The organism is Paenibacillus antri (genome assembly GCF_005765165.1).
GTDB classification, from domain to species: domain Bacteria; phylum Bacillota; class Bacilli; order Paenibacillales; family YIM-B00363; genus Paenibacillus_AE; species Paenibacillus_AE antri.
In genome coordinates this window covers 197823-223643 of the sequence record NZ_VCIW01000004.1, presented here as the reverse complement: position 1 = coordinate 223643, position 25821 = coordinate 197823, and the positions used below count along the sequence as shown (strand labels likewise).

The window sequence follows — 25821 nt, the reverse complement described above, 5'->3', positions numbered from 1 at the left end:
TACGCTCAAAACATAGGCGTCTCCCTGTACTGTAACACAATCGCCGGACCGTTGTAACCCTTTGCCTTTCATTCCATACACAGCATCTTCTGATTCACGACGTCCGCGTACAACGTCATCCCCGGCGTCTCCGCCGCATGAATCGCGTGCGCGAAACCGGCGTGCTCCGGCAGCCATTCCTCCAGGCGATTGGGCCTGCGGAGAACGACGTCCGGACGGAAGGCGACGTCCTCCCGGCCGACGAAGAGCGCCCCATAGAAAATGTCGCTTTCCACAAGGTCCTGAAAAAAGTGACTTCCATAACTGAGCTCCGGCATGAAGCCCTCGCTCGGTACGGCGACCTCGAATAAGGCGGTCATGTGGCACAGCTCCGAGAATCGCAGCGGCACGCCGAGCGACGGGATCGTCGTGCCCCAGCGCCCTGGACCGATCAATAGCGCATGCTTCCCCTTGAACTGCGCATTCAACTTCCCGATCGTACGGGCGATCGAATATTTCTCTCGGTCGGTAAGCTGCGCATACGCCTCGGGTCGAACATAGACGACGCGTTCGACCGGCAATCGCGCGTTTCCGCCCATGAAGTTCCCCCGCCCGGCGAAGAAGAGTCGTTCCGCCGCGTCCGGACCGAGCTCGGGCAGCTTCACGGCGCCCTGACCGCCGAGTCCTCGGGTTTGCATCGGACGGCATTGCAGCACGTTGATCTTGAACCGTCCGTCTGCGCCGAAGTTCGCCGTAAATTCCAGATCGACCGGATAATCGTACACCCTCTCGAGTTGCGCTAACATGTCCCTCATCGTTGCGGGGAACTCGCTCTCCCGCAGGAGCCTGCGGAAGTGAAGCAGCTGCGGGGTCGGCGACGAATGCATGCCCAATTCTCGCATTCGGCGCTCCGTCTCGTAATCCGGCGTCGCGAACCAGCCGCGGTCGGTCTTCAAGTCGAGCTGCAGCACCTCGTCGGCCTTCCGGGTCGTCAGCCTGTTCTCGCCGAGCGACAGCACGTCGACGTCGTGCTGCGAATACTTTCGCTCGTCCTCCGCATACATCGGCGGCAGCCGCGACGGATCGTCCAGCGCGACCAGACGGGTGTAGTCCCCTTCCGTCCGATCTACCGCGCGCGTGCCGAGTCCGAAGACGAGACGCAGCATCCCCGCGTTCATATCGATGCCTTGCTCCCATACATAGAGGTTCATGGAAAACCCGACGCCGGCCACGTGCGGAAAGAAGTGATCCCGGTAATGATCGCCCGAGACGCGTTGAACGAGAATGGCCATCTGTTCGTCGCGGTCGAACAAGCCGCGGTTCAACCGATACTGCAGCGCATCTTCGTCCATCGAGCTGGCATAGACGACGCGGATCGCTTGCTCGAGCGCTTCGTATCGTTCCTCGGGCGTCCCCTGATTCGCGCAGAAGACGCTCTCGTATTTGCCGGCGAACGCGTTGCCGAAATTATCCTCGAGCAAGGAGCTCGAACGGACGATGATCGGCGACTGGCCGAAATATTCCAGCATCTGCATCAGGCGTTCGCGGATATTCGGCGGGAATTTCCCTTGCAGCAGCTTCGTCTTCAGCTCTTTGCCGTACTCGAAATACCCTTCTTCCGTTCGCTGCTTCGCCCGCAGTCCCCACCACCCGTTCTGTACGATATAAGTGTAATACACATCCGAGCCGATGTAGTACGAGTCGTGCGGCTCTATGCAGTCGGCGAACCTTTGCCTTCCTTCGCAATCGAGGATCTTGCGCGCCAGCAGCATGCCGACGCTCTTCCCTCCGATGAAGCCTGTGCCGATCTCGCGCGAGGCGACGAGGAGCAAATCCGACAGCGTGAAGTACCGCTCGCACAGCTCGGTCATCCGGCCGGCGTCGCCGCCGAGCATCATCGCGATCAAGGTTCGCTTGACCTGCTCCTGCCGCACCGCATCCGATTGCAGCGCGTCCTGCGCTTGTTGAAGGAGGACGTCCCAGTAATCCAACCGCTCCGCTCCCCGCCGAATGGCCGAGAACAGCTCCGCCGTCTCGGTGCTCGCGGTGATGGACACCGCTTCGTCTCCGCGGATCAGGTGCGGGAAAAACATCGTCGGCGAATAGCGGTTCCACACCTTTAGCGGATGAATATACACATTTCCGTTGACGCGGTACACATCCAACAGCAGCTGCGTCGTCTCGCGAATGCCCGCGATCGTGCTGTACGTGTGCGCGCTGCGAATCAGCGCGAAGTAGGCGATCGTATCGAGCTCGTACAGGTAGGGACATACAATCTTGAAGAAGTTGCCGATCATCAAGTCCGATTTCCACTGTTCCAACAGCTCGGTTAAGCTGTCGAATACGTAGAAGGCTTGTTTCCCCCGGCGTTCGATCAACGCGTACACTTCGGCCGTGAATCGTTCGAAGCCCCGCGTCGGATCGATCTCATACGTCTCTACTTCCGGATGCTCCCCGATAACCGGTTCATGCTTGCCGAAGCGAACGTAGACGAGCCGGCGCTCGTCTCTGAGCGACTGCTCGATGTAAGGAGCGACCAGCCGTTGGTAGTCTTCGGTCGAATCGACTTGCCACACCACGTTGTCGCCCAAGCGAAGCATGTCGATCACCTGATCGAAGCCCGGCAGCCCCGTGCTTGCTTTCCCGCGAAATCCCATGGTACCTCCGCCTTTTCCTCAGCCTCTATTTTCACTATTATAATTCATTCCGGCAGCCGGATGGAAAAGGCGATTCGATTTCATTGACGAAGTTAATAAAAACCCCTATACGAGCCGCGGCCCATACAGGGGTTTTACCGTCTATCGGGATTCCGAAGGTTCGAGTACGAAACGCCACGGAAGCTCCTTGGCTTTCGTAATGCCGATTCGCGGCGTTCTGCTAATCGATCCTTCCGCCTGCCCCGGTTCGAGTCGCAAGCCGTCGGCGGCGGACGCGCCGGGTTCGAGCAGGAAATAACCGTTCCAGCTCAGATCGATGCCCAACCCTTGGGCAAGCTTCCCCGGACCGTCTAATAGTAGCCTATCCGAGACGCCCGGTCGATTCCTACGAATCAGATCGATTCCTTCCAGGGCGGTTCCTCCCCGAAGCAAGACGGCGCCGACTTCTCCGGGTTCGTGGGCGACGATGTTCATGCAATGATGCATCCCGTAGATGAGATATACATATAAGTAACCGACGTCCCCGAACATGAGCCGATTCCGCGCGGTTACTCCCCGGCTTGCATGGCTGGCCGGGTCGTCGCCGCCTTTGTACGCTTCCGTCTCCGTGATGCGGATCCGAATGACGCCGCGTTCCGTCCTGCGGACTAATTCCCATCCCAGCAGCCGCTCCGCCGCTTCTACCGTGTCTTTTGCCAGGAAACGATACCGTTCCATCCTCTTCGCCGCCTCTGGGTCTAGTGTCTTATCTAGCTTAACCAAAACGAGGCGGTCGCCTTTCCTTAGCGGCATTAAGTAATTTACGGTCTCACGGACGTACCGTCCGGCGTTCGGGCCAACGTCCACGCGGGCAATACGTTACGGCAAGGGTATCGAGCCGCCAACGCTTCGTCGAGCTCGATGCCGAACCCCGCGCATTCATTCGCGTAGGCGTATCCGTTGCGAACCTCAGGACAACCCGGGAACACTTCCTTCATCCGTTCCGAGAAGCCGCTCCACTCCTGTATTCCGAAGTTCGGCGTCGCGAGATCGAGATGCACGTTGGCGGCGTGACCGATCGGGGACACGTCGCCCGGACCGTGCCAGGCGGTGCGTACGCCGAACGCCTCGCACAGCGCCGCAAGTTTTCTCGCGGGAGTCAACCCGCCGATAGCGCTGATATGGCATCGAATGAAGTCGATCAGTTGGTTGACGATGAGCGGCGTCCACTCCTGCGGGTGTACGAACAGCTCCCCCATCGCCAGCGGCGTGGCGCATTGCGCTCGAATGCTGCGGAACCAATCGAGATGCTCGGGAGGCAAGGCGTCTTCCAAAAAGAACAACCGGTACGGTTCCAGCCGCTTAGCCATGCGGATCGCCTCGATCGGAGCGACTCGCTCGTGAATGTCGTGGAGCAGTTCGATTTCGTCGCCGAGCTCGCGCCGCAGATGCTCGAACATCCGCGGGATCGAACGCGCGTATGCGTCCGGGTCGAAGTACGCGCCGGGGAGCGCGCCTTCGGGGGAGACGATCTTATGGTCTTTCCCTCCGTACGAGCCCATCTGGCAACGGATATATCGATACCCTTCCGCCATATACCGCCTTACGTTCTCCTCGACTTCTTTCTCGTCCCGTCCGTCCGCATGACGATACACGGCCGCGGCTTCTCTGCATTTCCCTCCGAGCAATTGGTACACGGGCATGCCCGCCAGTTTGCCTTTAATGTCCCAGAGCGCCATATCGACGCCGGACAACGCGTTATTCAATACAGGGCCGTTGCGCCAGTACGAGCTGACCATCGCGGACTGCCATACATCTTCGATGCGCTGCGGGTCCTTCCCGATCAGGAACGGCTTCATATAATCGTCTACCGCCGATTTTACGGAGAGGTAACGTTGGGTGAACGTGGCGCAGCCGAGTCCGTACAGCCCGGGCTCGGACGTTTCGATTTTCACGACGACAAGATTGATCCCGTCCGGCGCCGTGACGATCGTTCGTACGTCCGTTATTGTTAAGGACATGAATTTCCCTCCTTAATAATTAAGGTCGCTAATCGACTCTCCCCCATCCGCCGTCCGCGGCGCTCCCGGTTTCCGGCATTCCGGGCAAGATCAAGCCGCCGTCGATCCGCAGCGTTGCGCCGGTCATATAGGAAGCTTCGTCGGACACGAGCCATGCGACCGCCTTTCCGATATCGTCCGGCGTGCCCATGCGCTGCAGCGGAATGTTCCGGGCCAGCCGCTCGTTACGCGCATGGATTCCTTCACGGACTTGAATCGCCCCGGGCGCGATGGTATTCGCTCGAATGCCATGGGTCGACAGCTCCAAGGCGACCGACTGGGTAGCCCGCAGCAAGGCCGCCTTCGTCGCGCCGTACACCGCGTCCAGCGGATAGGCGCGTTCGCCCCGAGTCGAGGCGATGTTGACGATGTTCCCGCGGATGCCTTGGTCTTTCATGTGCCGGCCGATCGCCTTCATCATCAACAGCGGGGCTCTCAAATTTAAGTTTATGAGATAGTCCAGCTTCTCCGTCTCCATCTCGACGAGCTTCGACAACATCGTAACGCCCGCATTATTGACGAGAACATGGATTCGTCCCGCGGATCGGATCGCTCGGTCGGCGAGCGCATCCGGCGCGCCCGGCAAAGATAGATCGGATTGGAGTACGGTGCATTTCCTGCCGTGCACCGTTTGGATTTCGCTGGCCGCTCGGTCGGCTTCCTCCGGTTCATTCAGATGAGTGATGACAAGGTCGTATCCGCTTTCGGCAAGGGAGAAAGCGATGCCCCTGCCGATGCCTCGGCTTGCGCCCGTAACGAGCGCAGTACGGCCGTTCGAGGGTTTCGCGCTCATCTTGGAACCTCCTCTCGGGATTGTATTGTCTCTTTATGAGACCGCCGTCCGGAATATGCGTCCGCCTTATCCCGTATGAACGAATAAAGGGCTGCCTCCATCGACGTAACGCGGGAGCAGCCCAAGATGGTTTATTTCGTTATCGGTTTCTCGTAACCCGCGCGGATTCGTTCGATATATTGTTTGGAATCGGCCATCTCGTCTCGAGTCGCCTGCTCCATGACGATATGCGCGTAAGGCTTATATCGATGAAGCAGTTCCAAATATAATTCGTAATTCATCCGTCCGTATCCCGGGGACGCCGTAAGCAGCTTGCCGTCTTCGGACAGGAACCGATCCTTCGCGTGGGCCGCGACGATCCGATCTCCCAGCAAATCGAAGGCTTCCCGGATTACGTCGTCCTGCGCCGCGAAGTTGTCCTCCGTCAACAGGTTTCCCGGATCGATCACGACGCCGACGTTCGGCGACGGCACCTCCTCGAGCAATTGGTTCAATTCGGAAGCCGTTCCGATCAGATGGCCGTTCGCCGGCTCCATGCCGACGAAGACGCCCCACCGTTCCGCCTCCTCGGCGAGCTCCTCCAGCGCGTGCCGCATCGCTTTCCAATCCTGTTCGTTGTAATCGCCCCCCGGCAGCGTTCCCGACTCGGCGGCAACGATGCTGCAGCCGAACGAACGAGCATACCGAAGCAGCTCCTTAAACCGCGCGAGATTTGCGCGCCGCCGTTCGACGTCGCGGTCGTACAGGTGCAAATAGCATCCCAACACGGAGATCGAGACGCCTCGCTTGGCGAACTCTTCTCCGATGTACGAGGCTAACCCAGGGCTCAGCTTCCCCGGTTCGGAGAAATCGACGTCGCTGATCGCCTTCCACAACGCAAGCTGTACATGGGAGAATCCGGCCTCGGACACCTCCGTGGCCAGTTGTCTTATAGGCAAGCTTCCGAACAGATGAGCTAATACGCCGACCGACATGACAATCACGCCTTTCCGTAAGAAATGATGAACTCCTTATGTATTTCACGCGTTAGTTGCTTTATAGACCTCATTGCCTTTGACGAACGTCGACACGAGAGAGAGAGCTTCATCCAGGATCAAAAAGTCCGCATCCTTCCCGGCCTCAAGCGCCCCTTTCCGGTGAGAGACGCCGGCTTGCCGCGCCGGAACCGCCGTGAAGGAAGGCAACAGTCGTTCGAGCGGGTATCCGGTGAACCGAAGGGCGTTCTTCAACGCCGCGATCATCGTCAGCGAGCTTCCGGCGAGGCTCGAGCCGTCCTTCAACCAGATTTGACCGTCCTTCATCGTTCTGTCGCCGTAGTCGCCGTCGGGCAATCCCGCGCTGGACACCGCATCCGTAATCATGCATACGCGATCCGGGCCCTTGGTTTCGAACAGAAGCTTTACGACCGCGGGGTGCACGTGAATCCCGTCGGCGATCAGCTCCGTCGTCAGCTCCCGGCAGAGGAGTCCGGCGCCGGCGACGCCGGGCTCCCGATGATGCAACGGGCTCATGCCGTTGAAATGGTGAGTCGTTTGCGAAGCTCCTCTCCCAATAGCGTCCAACACTTGTGCGTACGTCGCGTCGGAGTGTCCGATCGATACCGTTATCCCCGCCTTCGACAGCATCTCCACCGCTTCCATGCCGCCGTCGAGTTCCGGAGCGAGCGTCGCGAGACGAATCAGACCTTGCGACGCATCGATGAAACGTTGAAGCTCTTCCACGTTCGGAGCGCATAATTGAGACTTGTTTTGGGCTCCGGCGCGGGCGGCGCTTAAATATGGACCCTCCAAATGGATTCCGAGCAGGTCTGCCCCTGCCAGCCCCCGCTCGGCCGAGACGGCGCAATTTCGCAGCGCCCGTACGATCGTTTCTTTCGAATCCGTGTTCGTGGTCGCGAGGAACGACGTCGTGCCGTGGGCCGCATGAAACCGACTCATCCCGTTCAGATCTTCATAAGTTCCTTTCATCGTATGGAACCCGGCTCCGCCGTGAACATGGACGTCGACGAAGCCTGGAAGAACGGTCATTCCTTGAGCATCCAGGATCGACGCTTCGCCGCAGCCTGCGGCTACCTCCGGTCCGCCGACCGCTTCGATCCGACCTTCTTCGTCGATCAACAGGTTTCCGTTATCGAGAATCCCGCGTTTCGTGTACATTTTACCGTTGATAACTAATTTTTTCATCGCTTTCACTCCCCTATCTGAATTGTATATTAGATCGCCGGGCATTACGAGAACATCTCCATGGTATAGCGAATCGTTCTCCCCCTCCTACAAGCCGATTTTAATTTATACTAAGCGACTTTTATCCAATACATAATGTATAAAATCCTCATAGTAAACGTTGGAATTGCCTCATCGCTATGGGAAATCCGTCGATGATAGACTGAACATGGCATAAGAACTTGTATAACGAAGCGAGGGGAACGTTATGGAGAAAATCATCGTAACGGTCGTCGAGTCGCCGGACAGCCCTCCGGGGAAGGCCAACCGGGACATCCAAGCCGCGATCGACTATGTGTCTTACCTTGGCGGAGGCACGGTTCGGATCGGGAGGGGCGCGTTCCAGATCGAAACCGCGATCCATCTGCGCTCTCATGTGAAGCTGGAGGGCATTCCGGGCGAGACGGTGCTGCGTCAATCCGAAGAACGGGTCTCGCCGCTCGCGGCCGACGCCGATTTGCACGAACGGCAAATAACGGTGGAGCGCCCGGATGCATTCCAGGTCGGCCAGACGATTACGATTCGCAAAGCCGCCGCAAGCATGGGCTTCGGAGATACGGTCGCCGTCGTCACGGCGAAGGAAGGGAATACGCTTCATCTCGACCGCGAAATCAATTCCACCGTCCTGTTGGCGCACGGCGGCATCGCGACGACGCAAACCTCGGTCATCGGCGCGAACGGTTGCGAGCAGATCGAAATTCGGAACCTGATCGTGGAGGGGAACACGAGCAACACGCTCGCGGATGGGTGCCGCAACGCGGGGATCTACCTGTACGGTTCCCGTAACGTCGTGATTGAAGGTTGCACGGTTAAGGACTATAACGGGGACGGGATCAGCTATCAGCACTGTTCGGGGGTTCGCGTGCTCGCTTGCGAATGCGTCCGCAACGGCGGCAAGGGGATTCATCCCGGGAGCGGCACGGTCGATACGCTGATCCGGGACAGCGTCTTTAACGAGAACGGCATGGACGGCATCTTCCTCTGTTGGAGAGTCCAAGACAGCGTCGTCGAGCACAACGAAGCGGTCGGCAACCGCTCGAACGGTCTTTCGATCGGCCATAAAGACGTTCGGAACGTGATTCGGTACAACCGGCTTTCGCACAACGGCTACTACGGAATCTTCTTCCGCAACGAAGGGGACCCGATGGCGGCTAATTACAATCGCGTCGAATGGAACACGATCGAGGACAACGGCTCGGAAGCGATGGGCTATGTCGGCATCCGCATTCGCGGTCATACGCATCATGTCGAGCTTGTCGCGAACCGGATTTCGTTCGAGAAGGCGCCGCGGGATCGAACGATCGGCATCTGCATGGAAGAACATACGCGGGATCTCCTTCTCGAAGACAACGAGTTCGTCGGCTGCGCGCTGCCGACGCACCATCACTGGCTCCCGGAAGGCGAATAAGGAAGCGAAGGGGCTGTTCCGGATCGTGCCGGAACAGCCCCTTCCAATTGCGATTATTTCAGCGTCGCCAAGTGCTCTTGGTAGATTCTCGTCACTTCCGCGTTTTGGTTGTCGAGACCTTTGCCCTTCAGCGTCGCTTCGAGCTCCGCCCAGATGCCGTCCAGCTTCGACTCATCCTTCTCGAGGATGAATTTCGGGAGCGCCTTGCCCCACTCCGCGATCGCTTCCGTGTTGAACGTCTTGATTTCGTCCGTCCACTTCGAGGTCGCGAAATTGTACGCCTTCTGTTGACCCTTAATTAACAAGTCGGCAGCCGTCTTCGCGCCGTACTTCGCATACGTGTCGTTAACGGTCTGACTCGTGCGCTTCGAAACCCAGCTTTCCGAACTCGAGTACATCGCGAAGTCGCCGTCGGAGAGCGTGAAGCCGGATGCGTAGTTCGTGGACAGCGGGCGCGCGTAGCCGATGCCGAGATCCTCATAGAACGTGCTCGGGTTATCTTTCGTATACTGGATGAACCAGTCCGTGACCGTGCGCTTCCCGTTTTCTACCGTATAGTACTTTCCTTCGATACCCCAACCGACCAAAATTTGATTTTCCAGCTTATACATGTCGTCATAGAATTGAATCAGGCGTACCGGATCTTTGGCGTTCTTCGTGATCGACAGCCACATGTCGCCGCCGACGCTCGGATTTTTGGAAAATTCGTTCTGAAGCTTCGTCTTGCCCGGCGCAACGATATCGAAGTATACGTAAGAACGGTCTTCCATGCCGTTCGCTTCCAGCGTGCCGTTGCAATCGCCGCCGCCGCCGAAGATAACGACGACGCGGCCTTGCGAGCACTTCGTCGTGAATTGCTCTTGCGTCTGAACGAGCGACTCCGGATCGAACAAGCCTTCTTTGTTAATTCGGTTGAAGAATTTGAACAAGTCCGTGTAGCCCGGCTCGAAGAAGCGCAGGCGAGCGTTGTTCTGATCGTCGACGAAGTATTGCGCCGTCGTCGGGAAGCCGGCATAGCTGCGCGCTGCGGTGTCGAAGATGTTATACAGCTGGTTGGCCGCGCCGTAGTTGGAGAAGCCGATCGTCTTGCCGCCGTCGATTTCCGGATATTTCGCGATATAGTCGACGACGACCTTCCTGACGTCTTCGAGCGTCTTGATTTCCGGATAACCCGCTTCCTTCAATGCAGCGGCTTGAATCGCGATCCAACCTTTATCATTGAGTCTTCTGACCTCCTGCGTCGGCGGCTGCAGCAAGCCGTAGATTTTACCGTCCGGATGCTGCAGGATCGAGAGGTCGTTATTGAAGGCTTTCTGAATGTTCGGCGCGTGCTCCTTGATCAAATCGGTCAGGTCGAGAACGGCGCCGGCTTCGATATACATTTGCAGCGTGTTGTCGTGAATGTTGATCACTTCGGGGTAGTCGCCGGCCGCGAGCCATACGTTCATCTTCTCGCGGAAGTCGCCGGTAATGATATCCCACTTGATCGTCGCGCCGGTGCGCTTCGTAATTTCCGCGGCGACTTCGTTATCCCAGTTGATGTTCGGATTGTCCATGTTCATCGTGAAGGTGAAGGGCTCTCTTGCGGGTTCTTCTTCCTTCGCCGGCTCCTGCGTCGTCGGCGCGGGCTGCTCCGCTTGCTTCTCGGGCTCCGGGGTTGCCGGTTCTTCGCCGGAATTTCCGTTGGAGCACGCCGTGGCCAACAGGATGCCAGCCAGCGTTAGAGCGGTTAGTACATTGAACCTGCTTCTTTTCCTCATACGTTTGCGACCTCCGAATGATTATAGTATTTATCTCAAAGCAGCTTCCGTACCATGCTAGACGGAAACGGCTGTGAAATCAATCTTTCATCGCGCCGAGCGTCAAGCCCTTGACGAAATATTTTTGCAGGAACGGGTAGATGAGCAGGATCGGAACGGTGACTAGAATCGTGAGCGTAGACTTGATCGTCAGCGGCGAGATGACCCGCGACGTGGGCTCGCCTTCTTCCCCCGACGTCGTGTTCTCGACGACCTGGATCATTTTCTGCAGCTCGTATTGCAAGACCGCAAGATTTTCGTTCCGGCTGTTATACAAGTAATTGTCAAACCATGCGTTCCATTCGCTTACCGCGACGTAGAGCGCGACCGTCGCGAGGACCGGAAGACTGATCGGCATAATGATTCGGGTGAATATGCTGAAGTCGTTCGCGCCGTCGATATAGGCCGATTCGACGAGACCGTCAGGCAGCTGTTCGAAGAACGTACGCATAATGAAAATGTAGAATGCGCTGACGAGGCCGGGCACGATGTATACGGCGAACGTGTTCAACAAGTGGAGATTCTTGATCAAGAGGTACGTCGGAATGAGCCCGCCGCTCACGTACATCGTAACGACAAGCGTGAGGCTGAACGCCTTCCGAAACATGAACGTCTTGCGGCTGAGCACGTAGGCGAGCATCCCGCAGGCGAAGACGGACAAGACGGTTTGGATGACGGTTCTAAGGACGGAGTTTAACGAAGCTCTGGCGAGTCTCTGGTTTTCGAAGACATAGAGATAGTTTTCAAAAGTAAATTTCCTCGGCCAGAAGTACAATCCGCCTCGAAGCGCATCCTGCGTCTCGTTCAGCGAAATGACGAGCAAGTAAATGAAAGGATAAACGGTAGTAAAGGCGGCGACGCTTAGGAAAACGTAGAACAATACGTCGACGGCCAGTTCTCCCCTAGTCCGATGAATTGGCATAGATGCATTCGCTCCAATCGTTTAAAAGAGGTTGGTTTGATATTTTCTGGCGATGGCGTTCACGATCAACACCATCGTAAGACTGACGAGGGAGTTAAAGATGCCGACGGCGGTACCGAAGGAGAAGTCGCCTTGATTAAGGCCGAGACGCAGCGCCACGATCGAGATGACTTCGGAATATTCCGCGGTGATGACGTTGCCGAGCAGGAATTGCGATTCGAATCCGCCGGTGAGCAAGTTGCCGATGCTGAGGATCGTCAGCAGGACGAGCGTCGGAATGATGCACGGAATGACGATATATTTGACGCGTTGCCACCGGTTCGCTCCGTCCACGTGAGCCGCGTCGTACAAGCTTGGATCAATGCCGGCGATCGACGCTAAGTAGATGATTGCGCTCCAGCCGAAGCCCTTCCAGGTGAGAATGATCGTGTGCAGCACCCAGAACCATGTCGCCTGGCCGAAGAAGAAGATCGGCTCGTCGATCCAGTCCAGCTTCACCAGCAAGTCGTTGAGCAACCCTCGATCGGGAGAGAGCAGCATGACGAAGATGTTGGCGACGACGACCATCGAGACGAAGTGCGGCAAGTAAGTCATCGTCTGCACGACGCGGACGAACCACTTGCTCCTCAGCTCGCTCAGCACGACGGCCAATCCGACGGCGCAGACGGTGCCGGCGACCAGCTGCATGACGTTCATGGCGAAGTTATTTCGAAGCGCTTGCAAAAATTGATCGTGCTGAAGCAATATTTCGAAATGCTTCAATCCTACCCATTCCGCGCTCCAGATGCTCCTGCCGATCTTGTAATCCTTGAAGGCCATCAACCAGCCCCATAACGGAACGAATTGGAAGACGGCAAGATGAACCATGATCGGAACGGACATCCACAATAAAACATGTTGTTTTTTTACTTTCGTCCAGAAGGAATTTTTACGGACTTTGCGTCCAGGGTCAATGGATGGTACGGTTTCGATGTCCGCAAGTGCATTAGTTTTCAATCCGATTCTCCTCCGTCCTATTTGTTGCCATTATATCGTCTAGCCCTCGTTGCTTTGTACGACGCATTGTTGTTTTTTACTAGGTGATTCTTAAACATAAAATAAAGAAGGCACCCGGAACGATGTTCGGGTGCCTTACTCGTTATGCCGATGCTTCGGAAGCGGTCGACTCGCCGTTTAGAACCGGATGCGTCAGCTCGATGACGGTACCGCCTTCGTCGCCGTTCCGAATGCGCAGGCCGTATCTTTCGCCGAAATAGATCGTCAACCGCTCGTGAACGTTGCGCAGGCCGACGCCCTTCCGCTGCGAAGACGTCTCGTTTTCCGGCGATAGCAATGCGGCCCGCACCTCCTTGGGAATGCCCGGACCGTTGTCGATAATTTCGAATCGAAGCACGGACGATTCCATGCGACCAGTTATGACGACTTTCACCGTCTCCCCTTCACCCGCGAAGCGTGTGCCGTGCTTGATCGCGTTTTCCACCAGGGGCTGAAACAACAATCGCAAGCAAGGCAGCTGGAGGATTTCTTCGTCGATCAGGTAGACGATGCGGATCGACGTATCCTGCCTAGCGGTTTGGAGGCTCACGTATGCTTTTACATGCTCGATCTCCCGTTCCACCGTCGACATCTCGCGGCCGTCGTTCAAGCTTAACCGGAGCAAATTGCCGAGCGACCGGACCATCTCGCTGATGTCGTCGGACTTCCGGCTTTCCGCTTTCCAGCGGATCGCCTCCAACGTGTTGTATAGGAAGTGCGGATTAATTTGGTGCGTGAGCACTTGAAACTCCAGTTCTTTCTTATCTTTCGCCGCTTTCTCCGCGTTCTGCACCAGCTGATCGATGCGCTGTACCAAGTTATCGAACCCATGGTACAGCCAACCGATTTCGTCCATCCGCTTCACTTGCGGAAGTCTGGGAAGCAAATCCCCCCGCTCTACCATGCGCATCGCCTGTACGAGCTTTTGGATCGGGTTCGTGAAGCGGGAGGTCAAATAAGCGACCGTAAAGACGGAAAGTCCGAAATAAAAGAAGAGAAACAGGAAGCTGATTTGTTCGATGCCCGAGATCGGCCGGGTTAACAACGATACGGGGAGCAGACTGACGAGCTTCCACCCGTTGTGCGCCAGCGTCGCGGACGTCACCATATATTCGTCGCCGTCGATCGCGATCGTGACGTCGCTTCCCGGTCTCTTCCGGAGATATTCGCTCAACGCGGACGAAGCGACGGACGTACCGATGAGCGTTTGGTCCTGATGGTAGACGATCGTCCCCTGCTCGTCGATCAGCATAACCTGCTGTTGATCCATCATGATGACGGGAGCCAGATAGTCGCTAAGCGTGCTGACCTTAATGTCGGCCGCGACGAAGCCGAGCGGTTGCGTCTTATTTAAACCGTAAATTTGCTTGATTAAGGAAAGAATAGGCTCCTTGTACAGGTAAGGGTTGTCGCTCGGCAGGAACAGCTGCCAGAACGGGGACTTCATCGCGCCCCCGTCCCGAAACCACTCTTCCTTCTCCACGTCGACATTCTGATAGATCGAATGCGTGAAGGTCGGATACCGGGAAGGCTCGATCGGGAAGATGCGAATCGAGTACGCATGCGCGTTGCTGCTCAGATCCGTGGAATATTGGATCAGCTTGGAAGCGATTTCCATCTCCTCCAAGCTGTCGGCCGGTTCGATGCTGAGCAAATGCTGCATGTCCGGCGAATACATAATGTCGTTCTGCGCGCGGTCTACTAAATCGAGATAGTTATCCAAATTGTTCGCGTTCTTGTCCATCATTTCCTTAGAAATCAGGGAGCTGACGTTCTGGATCGCCTGGACCGATTTGGAATAAGAGAAATAACCGATAAATATAAAAGGAAGCGCGATGATCAAGAAAAACAAGAGGATCACCTGATACCGGATCGAGAATCGACCCAGATCGAGAAGGGGAGCCTTAGGCATGCTGATTCCCCCTGCTGTTTCGGTACTCCTGCGGCGTACAACCGTATTTCCGCTTGAACAGTTTGGAGAAATGGACCGGGTCTTGGTAGCCGACGAGGAAGCTGATTTGATATACCTTATAGGTCAGGTCGGATAACAGCTCCGCCGCCTTCTGCATCCGAACGTCAGTGATGAATTCCAAGAAGTTCATCTCGGTTTCTTTCTTGAACAGCTTGCTGAGCCACACCGGCGTCACATGCACTTGCTCGGCCACCGTCTGCAGCGTCAAATTTTCCTGAAATCGCTGCTTAATAATTCGCATCGCTTCATGTACGATCTGACTTCTTGAATCGGATTGCACCTTAATGCTCTCCGAAGCTTTCAGCAGCTGATCGATCACCTGCTGCTGCAGCGATTCCAGCGTATCGAACCGTTCCAGATGCTCCCAGAGCACGATCGGATTTCTCTCCCACGCGTTCTCCCGCCAACCGGCCGTTCGCTGCGCGGTTCGGAATACGTCGAGCAGCCACTCGAACGTTCGCTGCTGTAGATCCTTCGGATGGCGGACATTCCAGGACTTGACCAGCTTCGGAAAGCCTCCGAGCGCCTCGCGCACGTCCTGCTGCGTACCGTATTTCATCAGCTCCACGATCCCCTTCGCGCTCGAGAGCGGATCGCCGAGCCGTTCGTCGCCGTCCGGCTCCTCCTCGTCCGAACCTGCCGAAATGCCGCGCACTTTGTAGTGCGCCAATCGCTCTACGGCTCTGCGGCACACCTCGTACAGCTCCCGAACGGTGCCGGATTCGTCGGCGCAGCCTCGGCTGATCCGAATGTGAAGCATCTCGCTCACCTTCGCGCAGGCCTCCGCGGATAACGCGTCGACGTCCGCGAAGCCGTTCCCTTCGTCTTCTCCGAACAACGCGATCCAATCGTCCGTTCGGGACCGAAACAGAACGTAACGTATCGGCGACTTCTCTTGGAAAATGAGTTCTAACCGCTCGCCCATGGCCGCAAGCAGAGCGTCCTTATCCGACGGCGATTCGGTCCCTGCAATCGCCTTCAAACTATCGATGCCGAAGACGACCGGCCGCAGCCGGGATTGGAGCAGCCAGCTCAGCTTCAACTGCTCGAGCTTATGCTCGATGCGCAGCGCTTGGCTGTCGCGGTAAGGCTGTTCGGTCAATTCGCGAAGCAGTTCTTCCCGGATTTTCGGTATCGCCGATTCATACCCTTGCTGAACCATGCTGCGGTTCTGCTCGAGGGCTTGCCGTTCGCGCATCCGTTGGAGCGCGAACGCCACGGCCTTGGACAATTCGTCCTTGCTGATCGGCTTCAGCAAGTAATCCGACACCCCCATCTTGAAAGCGTCCTTCGCGTAGTGGAAGTCGTCATAGCCGCTAATGACGATCAAGCTTCCGTCGTAGCCGGCGCGCACCAGTTCCTCGATCAATTGAAGACCGCTCATGCGCGGCATCCGGATGTCGGTGACGATAAGATCGGGTCGGCAGCGTCTCGCAAGCTCAAGCGCCGTATCCCCGTCGTCGGCGTCCGACACCTCGTCGACGCCCCACTCCGCCCACGGGAGCTGCGTGACCAGACCCTTGCGAATTTCCTTTTCGTCGTCAACGACCAGTACCCGAACCATCGTCTCACGCTCCTGTCGGTTTCTCATACGTTCGGCATGAATCGAAGCTGATCCCTTCCATCCATTTTGCTTATTGTCGTCCCTCCGCCGCTATGCGGTAAATGTAAACTATCCATGGGATTCTTATCTTCTTTCCGATGTTCTACCTATTCGACGCCGGGTCTTAGGCGTCCTCTCGGCACAACGAAAAAACGCCGAGCCTACCATCGCTCGACGTTTTCCGATAATAGATCGCTGATTATGTTCGGACTAAACGAAAAACTCCGGAACGTTATCCGAAACTTCCAATACGCCGACGAGGTCTTCATCCGAATTGCGAATCGGATAATACACCGTCGTCCCGCCTTCGCGGTCCCAACGAGTCGGAAGCCCGGAGAAGGCGCGCAAGATTTCCGGCCATAGCTCCTGAATATGCGACCCTTCCCGCGGTAAGCCGGATCCGGCGACCATGACCTCGCCGTGCGTCGGCTGTTCCGGACGGCGAATCCAAAGCGCCGTCAGCGGCGAGCGACGGGGATCGATTCGTTCGGTCAGCAGCAGCACTCTCTTCAAAGCGTTAAAGTGATCTTCCACGAAGTCGATCTCGTCGCCGACGGCGAACGGATTCGGCGAATTCGCGACCCGAAGCGGGTATTCGCGGCGTTCGGGCGGCATCACGTCTTCCAGCTGATCCCCTTGAAGAAACAATGCCCCGATCCTTGCGATTTCCAGTAAAGAATACGTGCTTCGCTTCATGGCTCGATTCCCCTTATCCTAAGATTCCCCACAGCTTTCGCTTCATGTCGTCGAACGCGTCCGGGGCCTTCCCCTTGTGGAGCACGGCCTTCGGGGCATCGCTGAACATCTGGTCCTCCCATTGGTGCGGAGGCAGCGTCGCGAACGCCGGCCGGCCCGGCCACCAGGCGTCCGGCTCGACGTCGAACGCGTCGGCGAACGCGTCCCTAATCGCATTCCTGCGAACCTCCGGCTGCTCGCGGATCCACCGCTCCGCGCAATCCGCGACCTGCCCGCTGTTGCGGAGCGTCTTGAGGCGGATCGACGGCATCGGACCTAACAGCCCGAATAACCGGTCCCCCGGGTAAAACAGCGCGGTGCTCCCGTTCGAATCGGGCGTCTCGTACCAACGGTCGCCCCATAACGTACTCTCCCAATACACGAACCCGTCCACTCCCCTGGCCACGGCGGTAAGCGGGGCGATCGCGGACGCGAGCAGCGGTTCATGGATGGATGCGGCGGTACCGTACGTCCACACCTCGCAGCCGGCCTCGCGAAGCACGCCCAGGCCTTCCGGAAACCAAGAGAAAATTTGCTGATTGACGACCCACAACTTGATCAAATCGGCGTATTTTTCATAATGGTGACCATAACTCCAACTGGAATCGGTTCGGAAAATAAACTGCGCCCCGTCCTTCCTCTCTAACACGTCCTTCGCAAGATCGTAGAAAATATCGTTGATTTTCTCGTCCCACATAAATCTCGTCTCGTCGCCGTCGTACGGGAACAGTTTATAACGCTTCTTATGGTTCAGGAACAATTCGAACTTCGTTCCGAGCCAACCCTTCTCGGTGAAGTGCCGATGGAACTCTTCCAGGATCGTCGCGAATTCCGTCTTGTACCCTTTCGTCCCGAACTTGACGTAATCCGCGGGCCAATGGAAATTAAACGGCAAATAGCTGTACGGCAGCGGGATCGGTCCTCGTTTCGTTCCTTCGAACGCGGACCCGTCGAAATACGAGCCGAAGTGTTCGTCGAACCGCGACCAGTCCTTCACCCGAATGTTCTTGCCTCGTCCTTCCACCTCCGGAATGAACGCGGACGGAATTTTCCCGGAATGCTGGTACGGCAAGTAATGCAGCAAGCAGCGGTGCTCGTGAGCCATTCGGAAAAAGCGGCGTTCCACCTCGTTATACGTGCCGTCCTCGTATCGATGCTCGTTGTTTCGCAAGTAATCCATCCGCTTGGAAATATTGTCCGCGTAGCTATTCAGATCGGCGACGATATACGATTCGTTCGGCACGACCGTCGTAAGCGCCGTAAGGCGAATATCGAGCGTACCGGTCCCCGCCGCCGTCGTCACATGGATCGCCCCGCGGTATTCGCCCGGTTGAATATCCGAAGGAACGAACAGATCTACCCAGCAGGCGGCATACGCTTGATCTTGCACATCGTTCTTCTTCACGATCGCGGAGAACGTTCGCGGCGAAGAGGCGCCTTCCTCCAGCGGCACGAGCGCATCGGGATAATACTTCCCCTTCACGCGGTGATACCATTCGGCGTAATAGACGAATTCTTCGGCTTCGATCTCGCCGAATTCGCCCTTCAACGGCTCGGCCGAGATTCGAATGTCGGCGTCCGTAGCGCCGTCGAGCCCTACGATGATTTGGAAGGATACGTACCCGTTCCGAGGCGAGACAAGGCCGATCGACTGCTCTCGGCCCACCGCAGGCGTCGATTGTTCCTCCAACGCCTCGCCGGTTTGCGGACAGATCCGGATCATATCGTGAATCAAGAAACTGTTGCTCATGACACGGCTCCTTATCGTCATATTGGGCAAGCCCTTAGCGAGCTTTGCTTCCGTTCAATGCGCCGACGCGAATATCCGAGGGAGCGACGGGCGTTCCCTTGCGATTGGCCGCGAAGATCGTCTTCTTCTCGCCAGGCGCCAGATTGAAGTAATTGTCGGAAAACATCGTATGATCGATTCCGCACTCCAGCTTCACGAAGCGGGCGAATCGATCCGTCGCGACGGTAATCCGGATCTCTCCCGGCCGCTCTTCCATCGACACCTTCAGCCGGCAAGGGGCGAAGCGCAGCTGCTTCTGCTCGGCGAAGAAGAAGTGGTTGTCGTATACGTCGTCTCTCGCGCTGCGAATCGCGATGAAGTGGCTGCGTTTGTCGATGACGCCGAACCGCCATTCGATCTCCTCAGGAGCGAACTCGACGATCGACTTCGAGCCGTTCGGTTCGACGCGGACCGAGTAAGCGCACTCATATGTCGCGTTGCCGAAGCAATTTTGCACGCTCAGGGTCACGGTATCCTCGTAAGGTTCGTAGCTGTCGTTCGTCGCCCAAACGGAAATTCGCCCCTCCTCCTCCTTGAAGGAGAGCAGGATCGGCTGGTAAAACCTTCGAGCATAATAATAGGACGCTTTCGGAAATAAGTAATAGTCGATCAAGCTCCAGCTGATCCCCGGCCAGCAATCGTTCAGCTGCCAGATGAGCGAGCCGCTGTTTTCCGGTTTTCTCCGGCGGAAATGCTCGACGCCGAATTTCAACCCTTCGGCTTGGCACAGCATGGAAAAGTCGATATATTGATCCAAGTCGGTCGGCAGTCCCGAGTAGCCGGCCATCGTGATGTCCGCCTTCTCCGGCTCGTAATCCTTGTTCCGGTAATCCAATTCGAAGCTGCCGTAATACAATTCGGATTCCGGGATGTTCCGGCGAAGCGTCTCCTTCACCGTGCTTCCGTGAATGCCGAATTCGCTGCTGAATTTCGACGTGTCCTCGGCGTACCGGCGATAGGAGATGCCGTACGGCGACACGTCCATCTTCGACGGTTCGCCGTATTTCCGCGGGTACACGTCGCCGGCCCATACGGCCCAATTGTGCGTATCCCCTTCGTCGAAGCTGTTCGCGTCGTTGCCGCCCCAAGGAGAACTCGGCCAATACAATCGCGTCGCGTCCAACGACTCCAGAAGTTCCGGGATGAGCTCGTGGAAAATTTTCTCTCCGTAAAACCGGTAGTCGCCGCGGTAATACATCTTCTCGCTGTGAATCGCTTGGTTTTCGTTGTTGCCCGCCCAGATCGCGACGCACGGATAGCTGCGCAGCATCTTCACGTTCGCGACGATCTCCTCGCGGACGTTCGCCATGAACCCCGCGTCGTAATCGGGCACCTCGCTGCAGGAAAACATAAAGTCCTGCCAGACGAGCAATCCCTGCCGCGAACATTCGCGGTAAAACGCCGCCTTCTCGTATACCCCGCCGCCCCACACCCGAAGCATATTCATGTTCGCTTCGCGGGAGAGCGCGATCAGATCCGCGTACCGCTCGTCCCGGATCGCGCCGATGAAGTTGTGGGCGGGGATCCAGTTCGCGCCCTTCGCGTAGATCGGCTTGCCGTTCAAGACGAACGTAAACCGGGGACTTCCGGTCTCGGAGCGGAGCGCGACTTCGATCGTGCGAATGCCGACCTCTTCGACGGCCGTGTCGACGATCCGCCCATCCGCCTTCAATCGGACGGTAAGCTCATACAAGAACGGATTTCCATGATCGAACGTCCACCAAAGCTCGGGCTCATCCACGCGGAATCGGAGGGTCGCTCGTTCGTCGACGACCTCGACCTCGTAACGGTCCGGCCGATCGCAGCCTTCGAGCAGAATTTCAGCGGTAAGACGGGACTCCCCGTTATCGAACCGGCCGACCTCAACATCGACCGCCACCTCCGCCACGTCGGGCCCGATCGACAGCGTCCGGAAGAACAGGTGCTCGATCTTCGCCTTGCGGATCTGCTGCAACCATGCGTCCTTCCAGATGCCGACCGTCACGACGCGCGGGCTCCAATCCCACGAGAAGTTGCACGCGCACTTGCGCAGCCAAATCCGCTCGTAATTGACCTTGGACCAGAATCGGGACACGTCCTGCTTCTCGGCATACGCGACGACCGAGTCGAAGCGAACGACGACGACGTTGCCGCGATCCTTCAGCTTTCCGGTCAGCTCGGCGACGGCGGGGACGAACATGTTTTCGCACACCGTCGCGGATTGCCCGTTAACGAACACCTCGGCCAGCGTGTCGAGACCGTCGAAGCGAAGGAGCGTACTGCTGAAGTCCCGATGATCCGGCGCATCGAATTCCAACCGGTATACCCAAATTTTCCGTTCGATCCATCGACAAGCCTGGTCGTTGGTCGAATAATAAGGATCTTCGATAACGCCGTGGGTAAGCAGCGTAGAATGCACGTCCCCCGGCACTGCCGCTTCCAACCAGCCCGATTCCTCGAAGCCGGCTTCGTGGACGGCGCCGGGGATGTCTTCCGCCCGGTCGAACGCTTTGATTTTCCAACGCTCCTGCAGCTTGATGTACAGCGTCTGATGTGGTGCCATCGTTCCCCTCCCGATCGATCTGTCGCTTCGTCTGCCTGTTCGCGATCTTCTCTAATGGTAGATCGAACGACGCCGGGGATATACGGGGCAATGCTAAACTTTACTGGGAAACTATTATCCTTCTAAGGAGCGTTGCGGAACGCCTGGGACCGCCTTATCCGAACGTTCTCGACAGCAGTCGGAGCAGGTCGTCGTCGCGAAGCAGCACCGACCGGCCGTCCGCGCGGAACGTGTCGATCTCGTCGCAATACCGGCCGTCCGCGAGACGGGTGCTCGTATATTCGACTTTCATCTCGTACGGTCCTTGAATCGTATAAGGCTTGCAGGCCGCTCTGCGGACGACCGCTTCTTTCACGGCGTCGCCGATCTCTTCGTGCACCCTTCTCGGCGCCTTCAACAAGCCCGAATGCCGGCCCAACCCCTTCTTCGTTTCGTACGTTCGGACCGTACCCAATTGGCGTTCCGCCTCGGCGCAGGTTTTATCGTCGCCGGAGACGAACACCACCGGCACGCCGCGCAGCCCGAACAACAGCGCGTCGACGCCGATCTCCCCGATCGGGGCGCCGTTCAGTTCCAACCCGTACACGTCCGCCGTGCTGTACGTATGGTCGAGTATCGCTCCCGGCGTTCCCGCCATCCCGTGATAGCCGAGCAGCAGCGCCCCGGCGAACGTCTCGTCGACCCCCGCGAATCGGTTCGACATCGGAACCGGGCCGAGGACGTAGGAGGCGGCGGGGTGCAGCCGATCGTACAAGAAGTTAAAGCCCGTCGCATGGGCGTCCTTCACGATAATTTCGGTCGCGCCCGATTGAACCAGCGCTTCTACGACGATATTCACTTCCTCCGTCAATAGATGCCGCCCTTCCTGGTAGAACGGTTCCCCTCGCATCGTCTGTTCTCGCAGGGCGATCCCCGCGATGCCTTCCATATCCACGCTGACGTAAAATTTCATATTTCTTCATCCTCCATTTCCTAAGGAACGGTATAGGAAAGAGGCCTGCCGCGCGTCGGCAGCAGACCTTGAATCGTCGTTATTCGGAAAAACGAAAGCGCTGAGGAAAATGCCGGTAATCGCTTACGTCGAATGGCGTCGACGGCTCCGCCCACGGCGCCCCCGTCTCCGAAAGCAGCTTCCCGGCGGCGAAAGCCTCCTTCAACGTCGCTTCGATCCCTTCAATGTACGAACCCGGCTGATCGGCGTCCGTCGACCGAACCACGAATGCCGGCGGCACCGTTCGGATGCGCCCAGCCGATTCGAAGGCGCCGTTCGCGGCTAGCGTAAATCGGCGGGCGGATTCGATCGAGACGTCCAAGCGGTCGTCCACCCCTTCGATCGCCCGCATCAAGTTCCGGTACCGACGCTCGAGGACGCTTCCTTCGCCGCAATCGAAGCTCCGCGTTTCCCCCTTGCTCCATACCGTCACTTGATCCTGGTAATCCCACTCGATCGCGCCTTCGGTTCCCTCCAGCCGAATGCGCTGCGTTTCGGCTCGGCGGGCGCACAACGTAACGTAGAAGCAAAGCGTCGTTCCGTCGCGAAGCTCGATGCGCATCGAGGTCGTGTCGTCGCTCTCGATCGCATTGGCGTGATACATCTCCGCCGCGACGCGGAGCGGATCGGCGCCGCTCCCCGTTCCGTCCGGACCCGATACGAGCTCCGCCAACTTCAGCATGCTGTAGAGCAAGTGCGCGGCCGGATTGTGGAACGCGCCGTCCAATACGACGGCGCCGTTCGCTCGGAGCTTCCCGGCCCACGGGGTGCGGTTGAAGTACGCATGCGTTCTCGTCAAGAGCGAGAGCCCCTTGATGCTATGAATCCGGCCGACGTCGCCGGACGCCGCGATCGTTACGATCCGCTCGAGCGCCGAACGGGACGGAGCGAAGAAGTTGACCGCGCACAGCTTGCCGGTCCGTCGTGCCGTCTCCGCGATGGCGTCGACGTCTTGGATCGTGGCGCCCGGCGGCTTCTCGAGCAGCACGTGGTAGCCCGCCTCCATCGCGTCGCAGCACATCGGGGCGTGGAGCTGGATCGGAGTAGAGACGATGACGAAGTCCGCGCCGGTTTCCGCGGCCAGCATCTCCCGGTAATCGCTATACACCCGTAGGCCGCGATCCGCGATCAGCTTCGCCGATTGTTCCGGAACGCGCACGTCGCTCGCGGCGGCCAGCCGGAGGACGCCTTCGTCCTCGAGACGGGTCAGCTCGCGCAAATGAACGTTCCCGAATCCGCCGGTGCCGATTAATAACGCGCTGCGCATGTTGATCGTCATCGGTCAGGCGCTGTAAATGTGCGGGTTTTGGCGTCTGCATTCTTCCATGACCCGCATCTGCTGGCGCACCTGCTCCGGCGTAATTTCCAGCTCGGCGCCCGCCGTCAGCGCGCCATGAAGCATCAAGTACAGCCGCTCGGTCATGTATCCGAACAAGCTCTGCCCTTCCGGAAGCGACATCGTCCAGTCGCCTTCGTGCCAGGTCAGCGTCTCGCTGCAATACGCGGGCAGTCCGGAGGCCGAAATGAGCGGCTCCCGAATCAATTGCTGCGGCGGCGCTTCCTCGGGCTTGAAATATTTCCATTCCAAGCGATCCGCGGTGCCGTGCAATCCGCCGTTCGTGCCTTGAATATTGAAGGAATCCTGCGGATACGCGCAGCACGACGAAATTTCGATGTCAATCGTCGGCCGTCCCTGCCCTCGCATCAGGAGCTTGACGTAGTCCTCCGCATCGCCGAACGTATTGGCGCGGTCCATGATACAAGTAATCTGCGGCATCGCATCCGTTCCGAACAGCTGAAGCGCCTGATCCACGGGATGAGGTCCCGTATTCATCAAGTTGCCGCCGTTGTTGCTTTGCAGCGTCTGCCAGTCCCATCGGCGAGCGAAGCCGTTCAAGCTGAAGTCGATCTGGACGATGCGGCCCAACACGCCGGAATCAATCACCTTCCGAATCTGTTGGAACGCCGGGTGGTACCGGGATTGCTGGAACACGGCCAACAGCTTGCCCGAACGCTTGGACGCCGCGATGAGCTCGTCGACTTCTTCCGGCGATTTCGCCAGCGGCTTCTCGCACAGCACGTTGAAGCCGCGGTTCAACAACTCGAGGGTAATCGGAAAATGAAGATGGCTCGGAGACGCGTTCACGATCAAATCCAACGGCTCGCGCTCGATCATCTCCTCCCAAGTCGCGTATGGATTGCAGCCGAACTCTTCTCTCGCGCGCGCTTGGCGGTCCGGAAGGGAGTCCGCGATCGCCGCGATGCGGTACTGCTCCGGCAGCTGCACGAGAAGCTTGCCGTGAATGTCGCGGCCGCTGCGGCCTTGGCCGATAATGCCGACGCGAATCGGAGTGGAAGTCATGGAGGATTCCCTCTTTCTTAATTGGATGGGGTCAAGCTTCCGAAAGTTTTCTTGTATTCCGTCGGGGTAATTCCCGTTCGCTTCTTAAACGTTCGTATGAAGTGGCTCAAGTGCCGATATCCGACTTGAAAGCCGATTTGCGTAATCGTGAGCGAATCGCGGCGGATGAGCTCCATCGCGCGCTCGATCCGGACCTCGTTCACGTAATCGATGAACGATTGGCCCGTCTCCTTCTTAAACACATGACTGAAATAGGCCGGCGCCATATTCGCGAGATATGCGCCATGCTCGAGCGGAATGTCCTGGCTGTAGTTATCGTGGATGTATCGGCGCACCTCTTCGATCGGCTGCCGGTCCGCCGCCGCGGCCATCCGGTTCGGCGGCCGCCGGCCGATCTTGCGGTACTCGCGCTCGACGACCATCAGCAGCTTGACCAGCGACAGCCGAATCGAATATTCGAACCCCGGCTCCTTCGCTTCGTATTCCTCTTGCATCTCTTGCAGCAGCTGAAGAACGAGCGTTTGCTTGGTCTTGCCGACGTGCAGCCAGGAATGCGCGGCGGAAGCGCCGCCGGGAGTCAAATACGGCTCCAAGGCGTCCTTCATCGGTCCGAGCAAGCCGTCCAGCACGCTCGGCGCGAAGTCGATCAGCACTAATTCGAAGTCTTTCTCCTCGATGGCGCTGAAGCTGTGTTCCGTGCCGGGCGTAATGATAAACAGCTCGCCTTGGCTCACCGTGAGCGACTTGCTCATCATCCGATGATGGCACATCCCCTTGCGTACGTAAGCGAGCTGGACGTAATCGTGCATATGCAGCGACTGCTTTAACAAATGACTGGAGTAACGGAAAATTTTGAAAGGAAACTCATGGTTCAATTGGCTTCGGGTTTGAAAATACAAGATTCCCTTCTTCTCGTCCATCGCTTCTCCGCACCGCCTATCGATCGCCTTTCTTGTAAACTAGCATAGCCGGA

19 protein-coding genes are annotated in these 25821 nt (G+C 57.6%); 1 reads left to right on the top strand and 18 read right to left on the bottom strand.

Annotated features, from left to right (window positions below; all coding sequences use genetic code 11):
• Nucleotides 1-68: 68 nt before the first annotated feature.
• The 6 genes from FE782_RS08725 to nagA form a co-directional block, all read right to left on the bottom strand.
• Nucleotides 69-2636, bottom strand: coding sequence for a PEP/pyruvate-binding domain-containing protein (locus FE782_RS08725; RefSeq protein ID WP_138193692.1), 2568 nt, complete (start codon nt 2634-2636; stop codon nt 69-71).
• Nucleotides 2637-2777: 141 nt separating this feature from the next.
• Nucleotides 2778-3353 (bottom strand): DNA-3-methyladenine glycosylase, encoded by a 576-nt coding sequence (locus FE782_RS08720; RefSeq protein WP_138193691.1) that lies wholly within the window; start codon nt 3351-3353, stop codon nt 2778-2780.
• 83 nt (nt 3354-3436) lie between these two features.
• Nucleotides 3437-4636, bottom strand: coding sequence for an enolase C-terminal domain-like protein (locus FE782_RS08715; RefSeq protein WP_138193690.1), 1200 nt, complete (start codon nt 4634-4636; stop codon nt 3437-3439).
• Nucleotides 4637-4664: 28 nt separating this feature from the next.
• Complete coding sequence (locus FE782_RS08710; protein WP_138193689.1) at nt 4665-5468, bottom strand: SDR family NAD(P)-dependent oxidoreductase; 804 nt, start codon at nt 5466-5468, stop codon at nt 4665-4667.
• A 131-nt stretch (nt 5469-5599) separates the two neighbouring features.
• Nucleotides 5600-6442 (bottom strand): sugar phosphate isomerase/epimerase family protein, encoded by an 843-nt coding sequence (locus FE782_RS08705; RefSeq protein WP_138193688.1) that lies wholly within the window; start codon nt 6440-6442, stop codon nt 5600-5602.
• Between the two features lie 45 nt (nt 6443-6487).
• The gene (gene nagA, locus FE782_RS08700; protein ID WP_158299311.1) at nt 6488-7651 is read right to left on the bottom strand and encodes an N-acetylglucosamine-6-phosphate deacetylase; all 1164 of its coding nucleotides are present in this window, start codon (nt 7649-7651) and stop codon (nt 6488-6490) included.
• A gap of 247 nt (nt 7652-7898) precedes the next feature.
• Here nagA and FE782_RS08695 point away from each other — a divergent pair, with 247 nt between their 5' ends.
• Complete coding sequence (locus tag FE782_RS08695; RefSeq protein ID WP_138193686.1) at nt 7899-9098, top strand: right-handed parallel beta-helix repeat-containing protein; 1200 nt, start codon at nt 7899-7901, stop codon at nt 9096-9098.
• A 53-nt stretch (nt 9099-9151) separates the two neighbouring features.
• Here the strand turns inward: FE782_RS08695 and FE782_RS08690 are convergent, their stop codons facing one another.
• The 12 genes from FE782_RS08690 to FE782_RS08635 all read right to left on the bottom strand — a co-directional run bounded on the left by FE782_RS08690 (nt 9152) and on the right by FE782_RS08635 (nt 25768).
• Nucleotides 9152-10858, bottom strand: a complete 1707-nt coding sequence (locus tag FE782_RS08690) for a type 2 periplasmic-binding domain-containing protein (protein ID WP_138193685.1) — start codon at nt 10856-10858, stop codon at nt 9152-9154.
• Between the two features lie 79 nt (nt 10859-10937).
• Nucleotides 10938-11819: a carbohydrate ABC transporter permease gene (locus FE782_RS08685; RefSeq protein ID WP_202914497.1), complete on the bottom strand. Its 882-nt coding sequence runs from the start codon at nt 11817-11819 to the stop codon at nt 10938-10940.
• A 21-nt stretch (nt 11820-11840) separates the two neighbouring features.
• Entirely contained in the window at nt 11841-12686 is an 846-nt protein-coding gene (locus tag FE782_RS08680; RefSeq protein WP_238392391.1) for an ABC transporter permease, read from the bottom strand.
• 271 nt (nt 12687-12957) lie between these two features.
• Complete coding sequence (locus FE782_RS08675) at nt 12958-14766, bottom strand: sensor histidine kinase (protein ID WP_138193683.1); 1809 nt, start codon at nt 14764-14766, stop codon at nt 12958-12960.
• On the bottom strand, nt 14759-16390 hold the full coding sequence (locus FE782_RS08670; protein WP_158299310.1) for a response regulator: 1632 nt from the start codon (nt 16388-16390) through the stop codon (nt 14759-14761). The genes FE782_RS08675 and FE782_RS08670 overlap by 8 nt, the downstream gene beginning before the upstream one ends.
• Before the next feature lie 249 nt (nt 16391-16639).
• Complete coding sequence (locus tag FE782_RS08665) at nt 16640-17125, bottom strand: hypothetical protein (RefSeq protein ID WP_138193681.1); 486 nt, start codon at nt 17123-17125, stop codon at nt 16640-16642.
• 13 nt (nt 17126-17138) lie between these two features.
• The gene (locus FE782_RS08660; protein WP_158299309.1) at nt 17139-18914 is read right to left on the bottom strand and encodes a glycoside hydrolase domain-containing protein; all 1776 of its coding nucleotides are present in this window, start codon (nt 18912-18914) and stop codon (nt 17139-17141) included.
• A 34-nt stretch (nt 18915-18948) separates the two neighbouring features.
• Nucleotides 18949-21495, bottom strand: a complete 2547-nt coding sequence (locus FE782_RS08655) for a beta-mannosidase (protein WP_138193679.1) — start codon at nt 21493-21495, stop codon at nt 18949-18951.
• A 154-nt stretch (nt 21496-21649) separates the two neighbouring features.
• Nucleotides 21650-22447: a M55 family metallopeptidase gene (locus FE782_RS08650; RefSeq protein WP_138193678.1), complete on the bottom strand. Its 798-nt coding sequence runs from the start codon at nt 22445-22447 to the stop codon at nt 21650-21652.
• 79 nt (nt 22448-22526) lie between these two features.
• Nucleotides 22527-23765, bottom strand: a complete 1239-nt coding sequence (locus tag FE782_RS08645; protein ID WP_138193677.1) for a Gfo/Idh/MocA family protein — start codon at nt 23763-23765, stop codon at nt 22527-22529.
• 3 nt (nt 23766-23768) lie between these two features.
• Nucleotides 23769-24848 carry a Gfo/Idh/MocA family protein gene (locus FE782_RS08640; protein WP_138193676.1) on the bottom strand — a complete coding sequence of 360 codons (1080 nt, stop codon included), beginning with the start codon at nt 24846-24848 and terminating at the stop codon, nt 23769-23771.
• Between the two features lie 17 nt (nt 24849-24865).
• Complete coding sequence (locus FE782_RS08635; RefSeq protein WP_138193675.1) at nt 24866-25768, bottom strand: AraC family transcriptional regulator; 903 nt, start codon at nt 25766-25768, stop codon at nt 24866-24868.
• Nucleotides 25769-25821 lie beyond the last annotated feature (53 nt).

Coding starts and splice junctions, on each gene's coding strand:
- FE782_RS08725 (WP_138193692.1), bottom strand. CDS start 2,636: ATGGGATTTCGCGGGAAAGCAAGCACGGGGCTGCCGGGCTTCGATCAG.
- FE782_RS08720 (WP_138193691.1), bottom strand. CDS start 3,353: ATGGAACGGTATCGTTTCCTGGCAAAAGACACGGTAGAAGCGGCGGAG.
- FE782_RS08715 (WP_138193690.1), bottom strand. CDS start 4,636: ATGTCCTTAACAATAACGGACGTACGAACGATCGTCACGGCGCCGGAC.
- FE782_RS08710 (WP_138193689.1), bottom strand. CDS start 5,468: ATGAGCGCGAAACCCTCGAACGGCCGTACTGCGCTCGTTACGGGCGCA.
- FE782_RS08705 (WP_138193688.1), bottom strand. CDS start 6,442: ATGTCGGTCGGCGTATTAGCTCATCTGTTCGGAAGCTTGCCTATAAGA.
- nagA (WP_158299311.1), bottom strand. CDS start 7,651: ATGAAAAAATTAGTTATCAACGGTAAAATGTACACGAAACGCGGGATT.
- FE782_RS08695 (WP_138193686.1), top strand. CDS start 7,899: ATGGAGAAAATCATCGTAACGGTCGTCGAGTCGCCGGACAGCCCTCCG.
- FE782_RS08690 (WP_138193685.1), bottom strand. CDS start 10,858: ATGAGGAAAAGAAGCAGGTTCAATGTACTAACCGCTCTAACGCTGGCT.
- FE782_RS08685 (WP_202914497.1), bottom strand. CDS start 11,819: ATGCCAATTCATCGGACTAGGGGAGAACTGGCCGTCGACGTATTGTTC.
- FE782_RS08680 (WP_238392391.1), bottom strand. CDS start 12,686: ATGGTTCATCTTGCCGTCTTCCAATTCGTTCCGTTATGGGGCTGGTTG.
- FE782_RS08675 (WP_138193683.1), bottom strand. CDS start 14,766: ATGCCTAAGGCTCCCCTTCTCGATCTGGGTCGATTCTCGATCCGGTAT.
- FE782_RS08670 (WP_158299310.1), bottom strand. CDS start 16,390: ATGGTTCGGGTACTGGTCGTTGACGACGAAAAGGAAATTCGCAAGGGT.
- FE782_RS08665 (WP_138193681.1), bottom strand. CDS start 17,125: ATGAAGCGAAGCACGTATTCTTTACTGGAAATCGCAAGGATCGGGGCA.
- FE782_RS08660 (WP_158299309.1), bottom strand. CDS start 18,914: ATGAGCAACAGTTTCTTGATTCACGATATGATCCGGATCTGTCCGCAA.
- FE782_RS08655 (WP_138193679.1), bottom strand. CDS start 21,495: ATGGCACCACATCAGACGCTGTACATCAAGCTGCAGGAGCGTTGGAAA.
- FE782_RS08650 (WP_138193678.1), bottom strand. CDS start 22,447: ATGAAATTTTACGTCAGCGTGGATATGGAAGGCATCGCGGGGATCGCC.
- FE782_RS08645 (WP_138193677.1), bottom strand. CDS start 23,765: ATGACGATCAACATGCGCAGCGCGTTATTAATCGGCACCGGCGGATTC.
- FE782_RS08640 (WP_138193676.1), bottom strand. CDS start 24,848: ATGACTTCCACTCCGATTCGCGTCGGCATTATCGGCCAAGGCCGCAGC.
- FE782_RS08635 (WP_138193675.1), bottom strand. CDS start 25,768: ATGGACGAGAAGAAGGGAATCTTGTATTTTCAAACCCGAAGCCAATTG.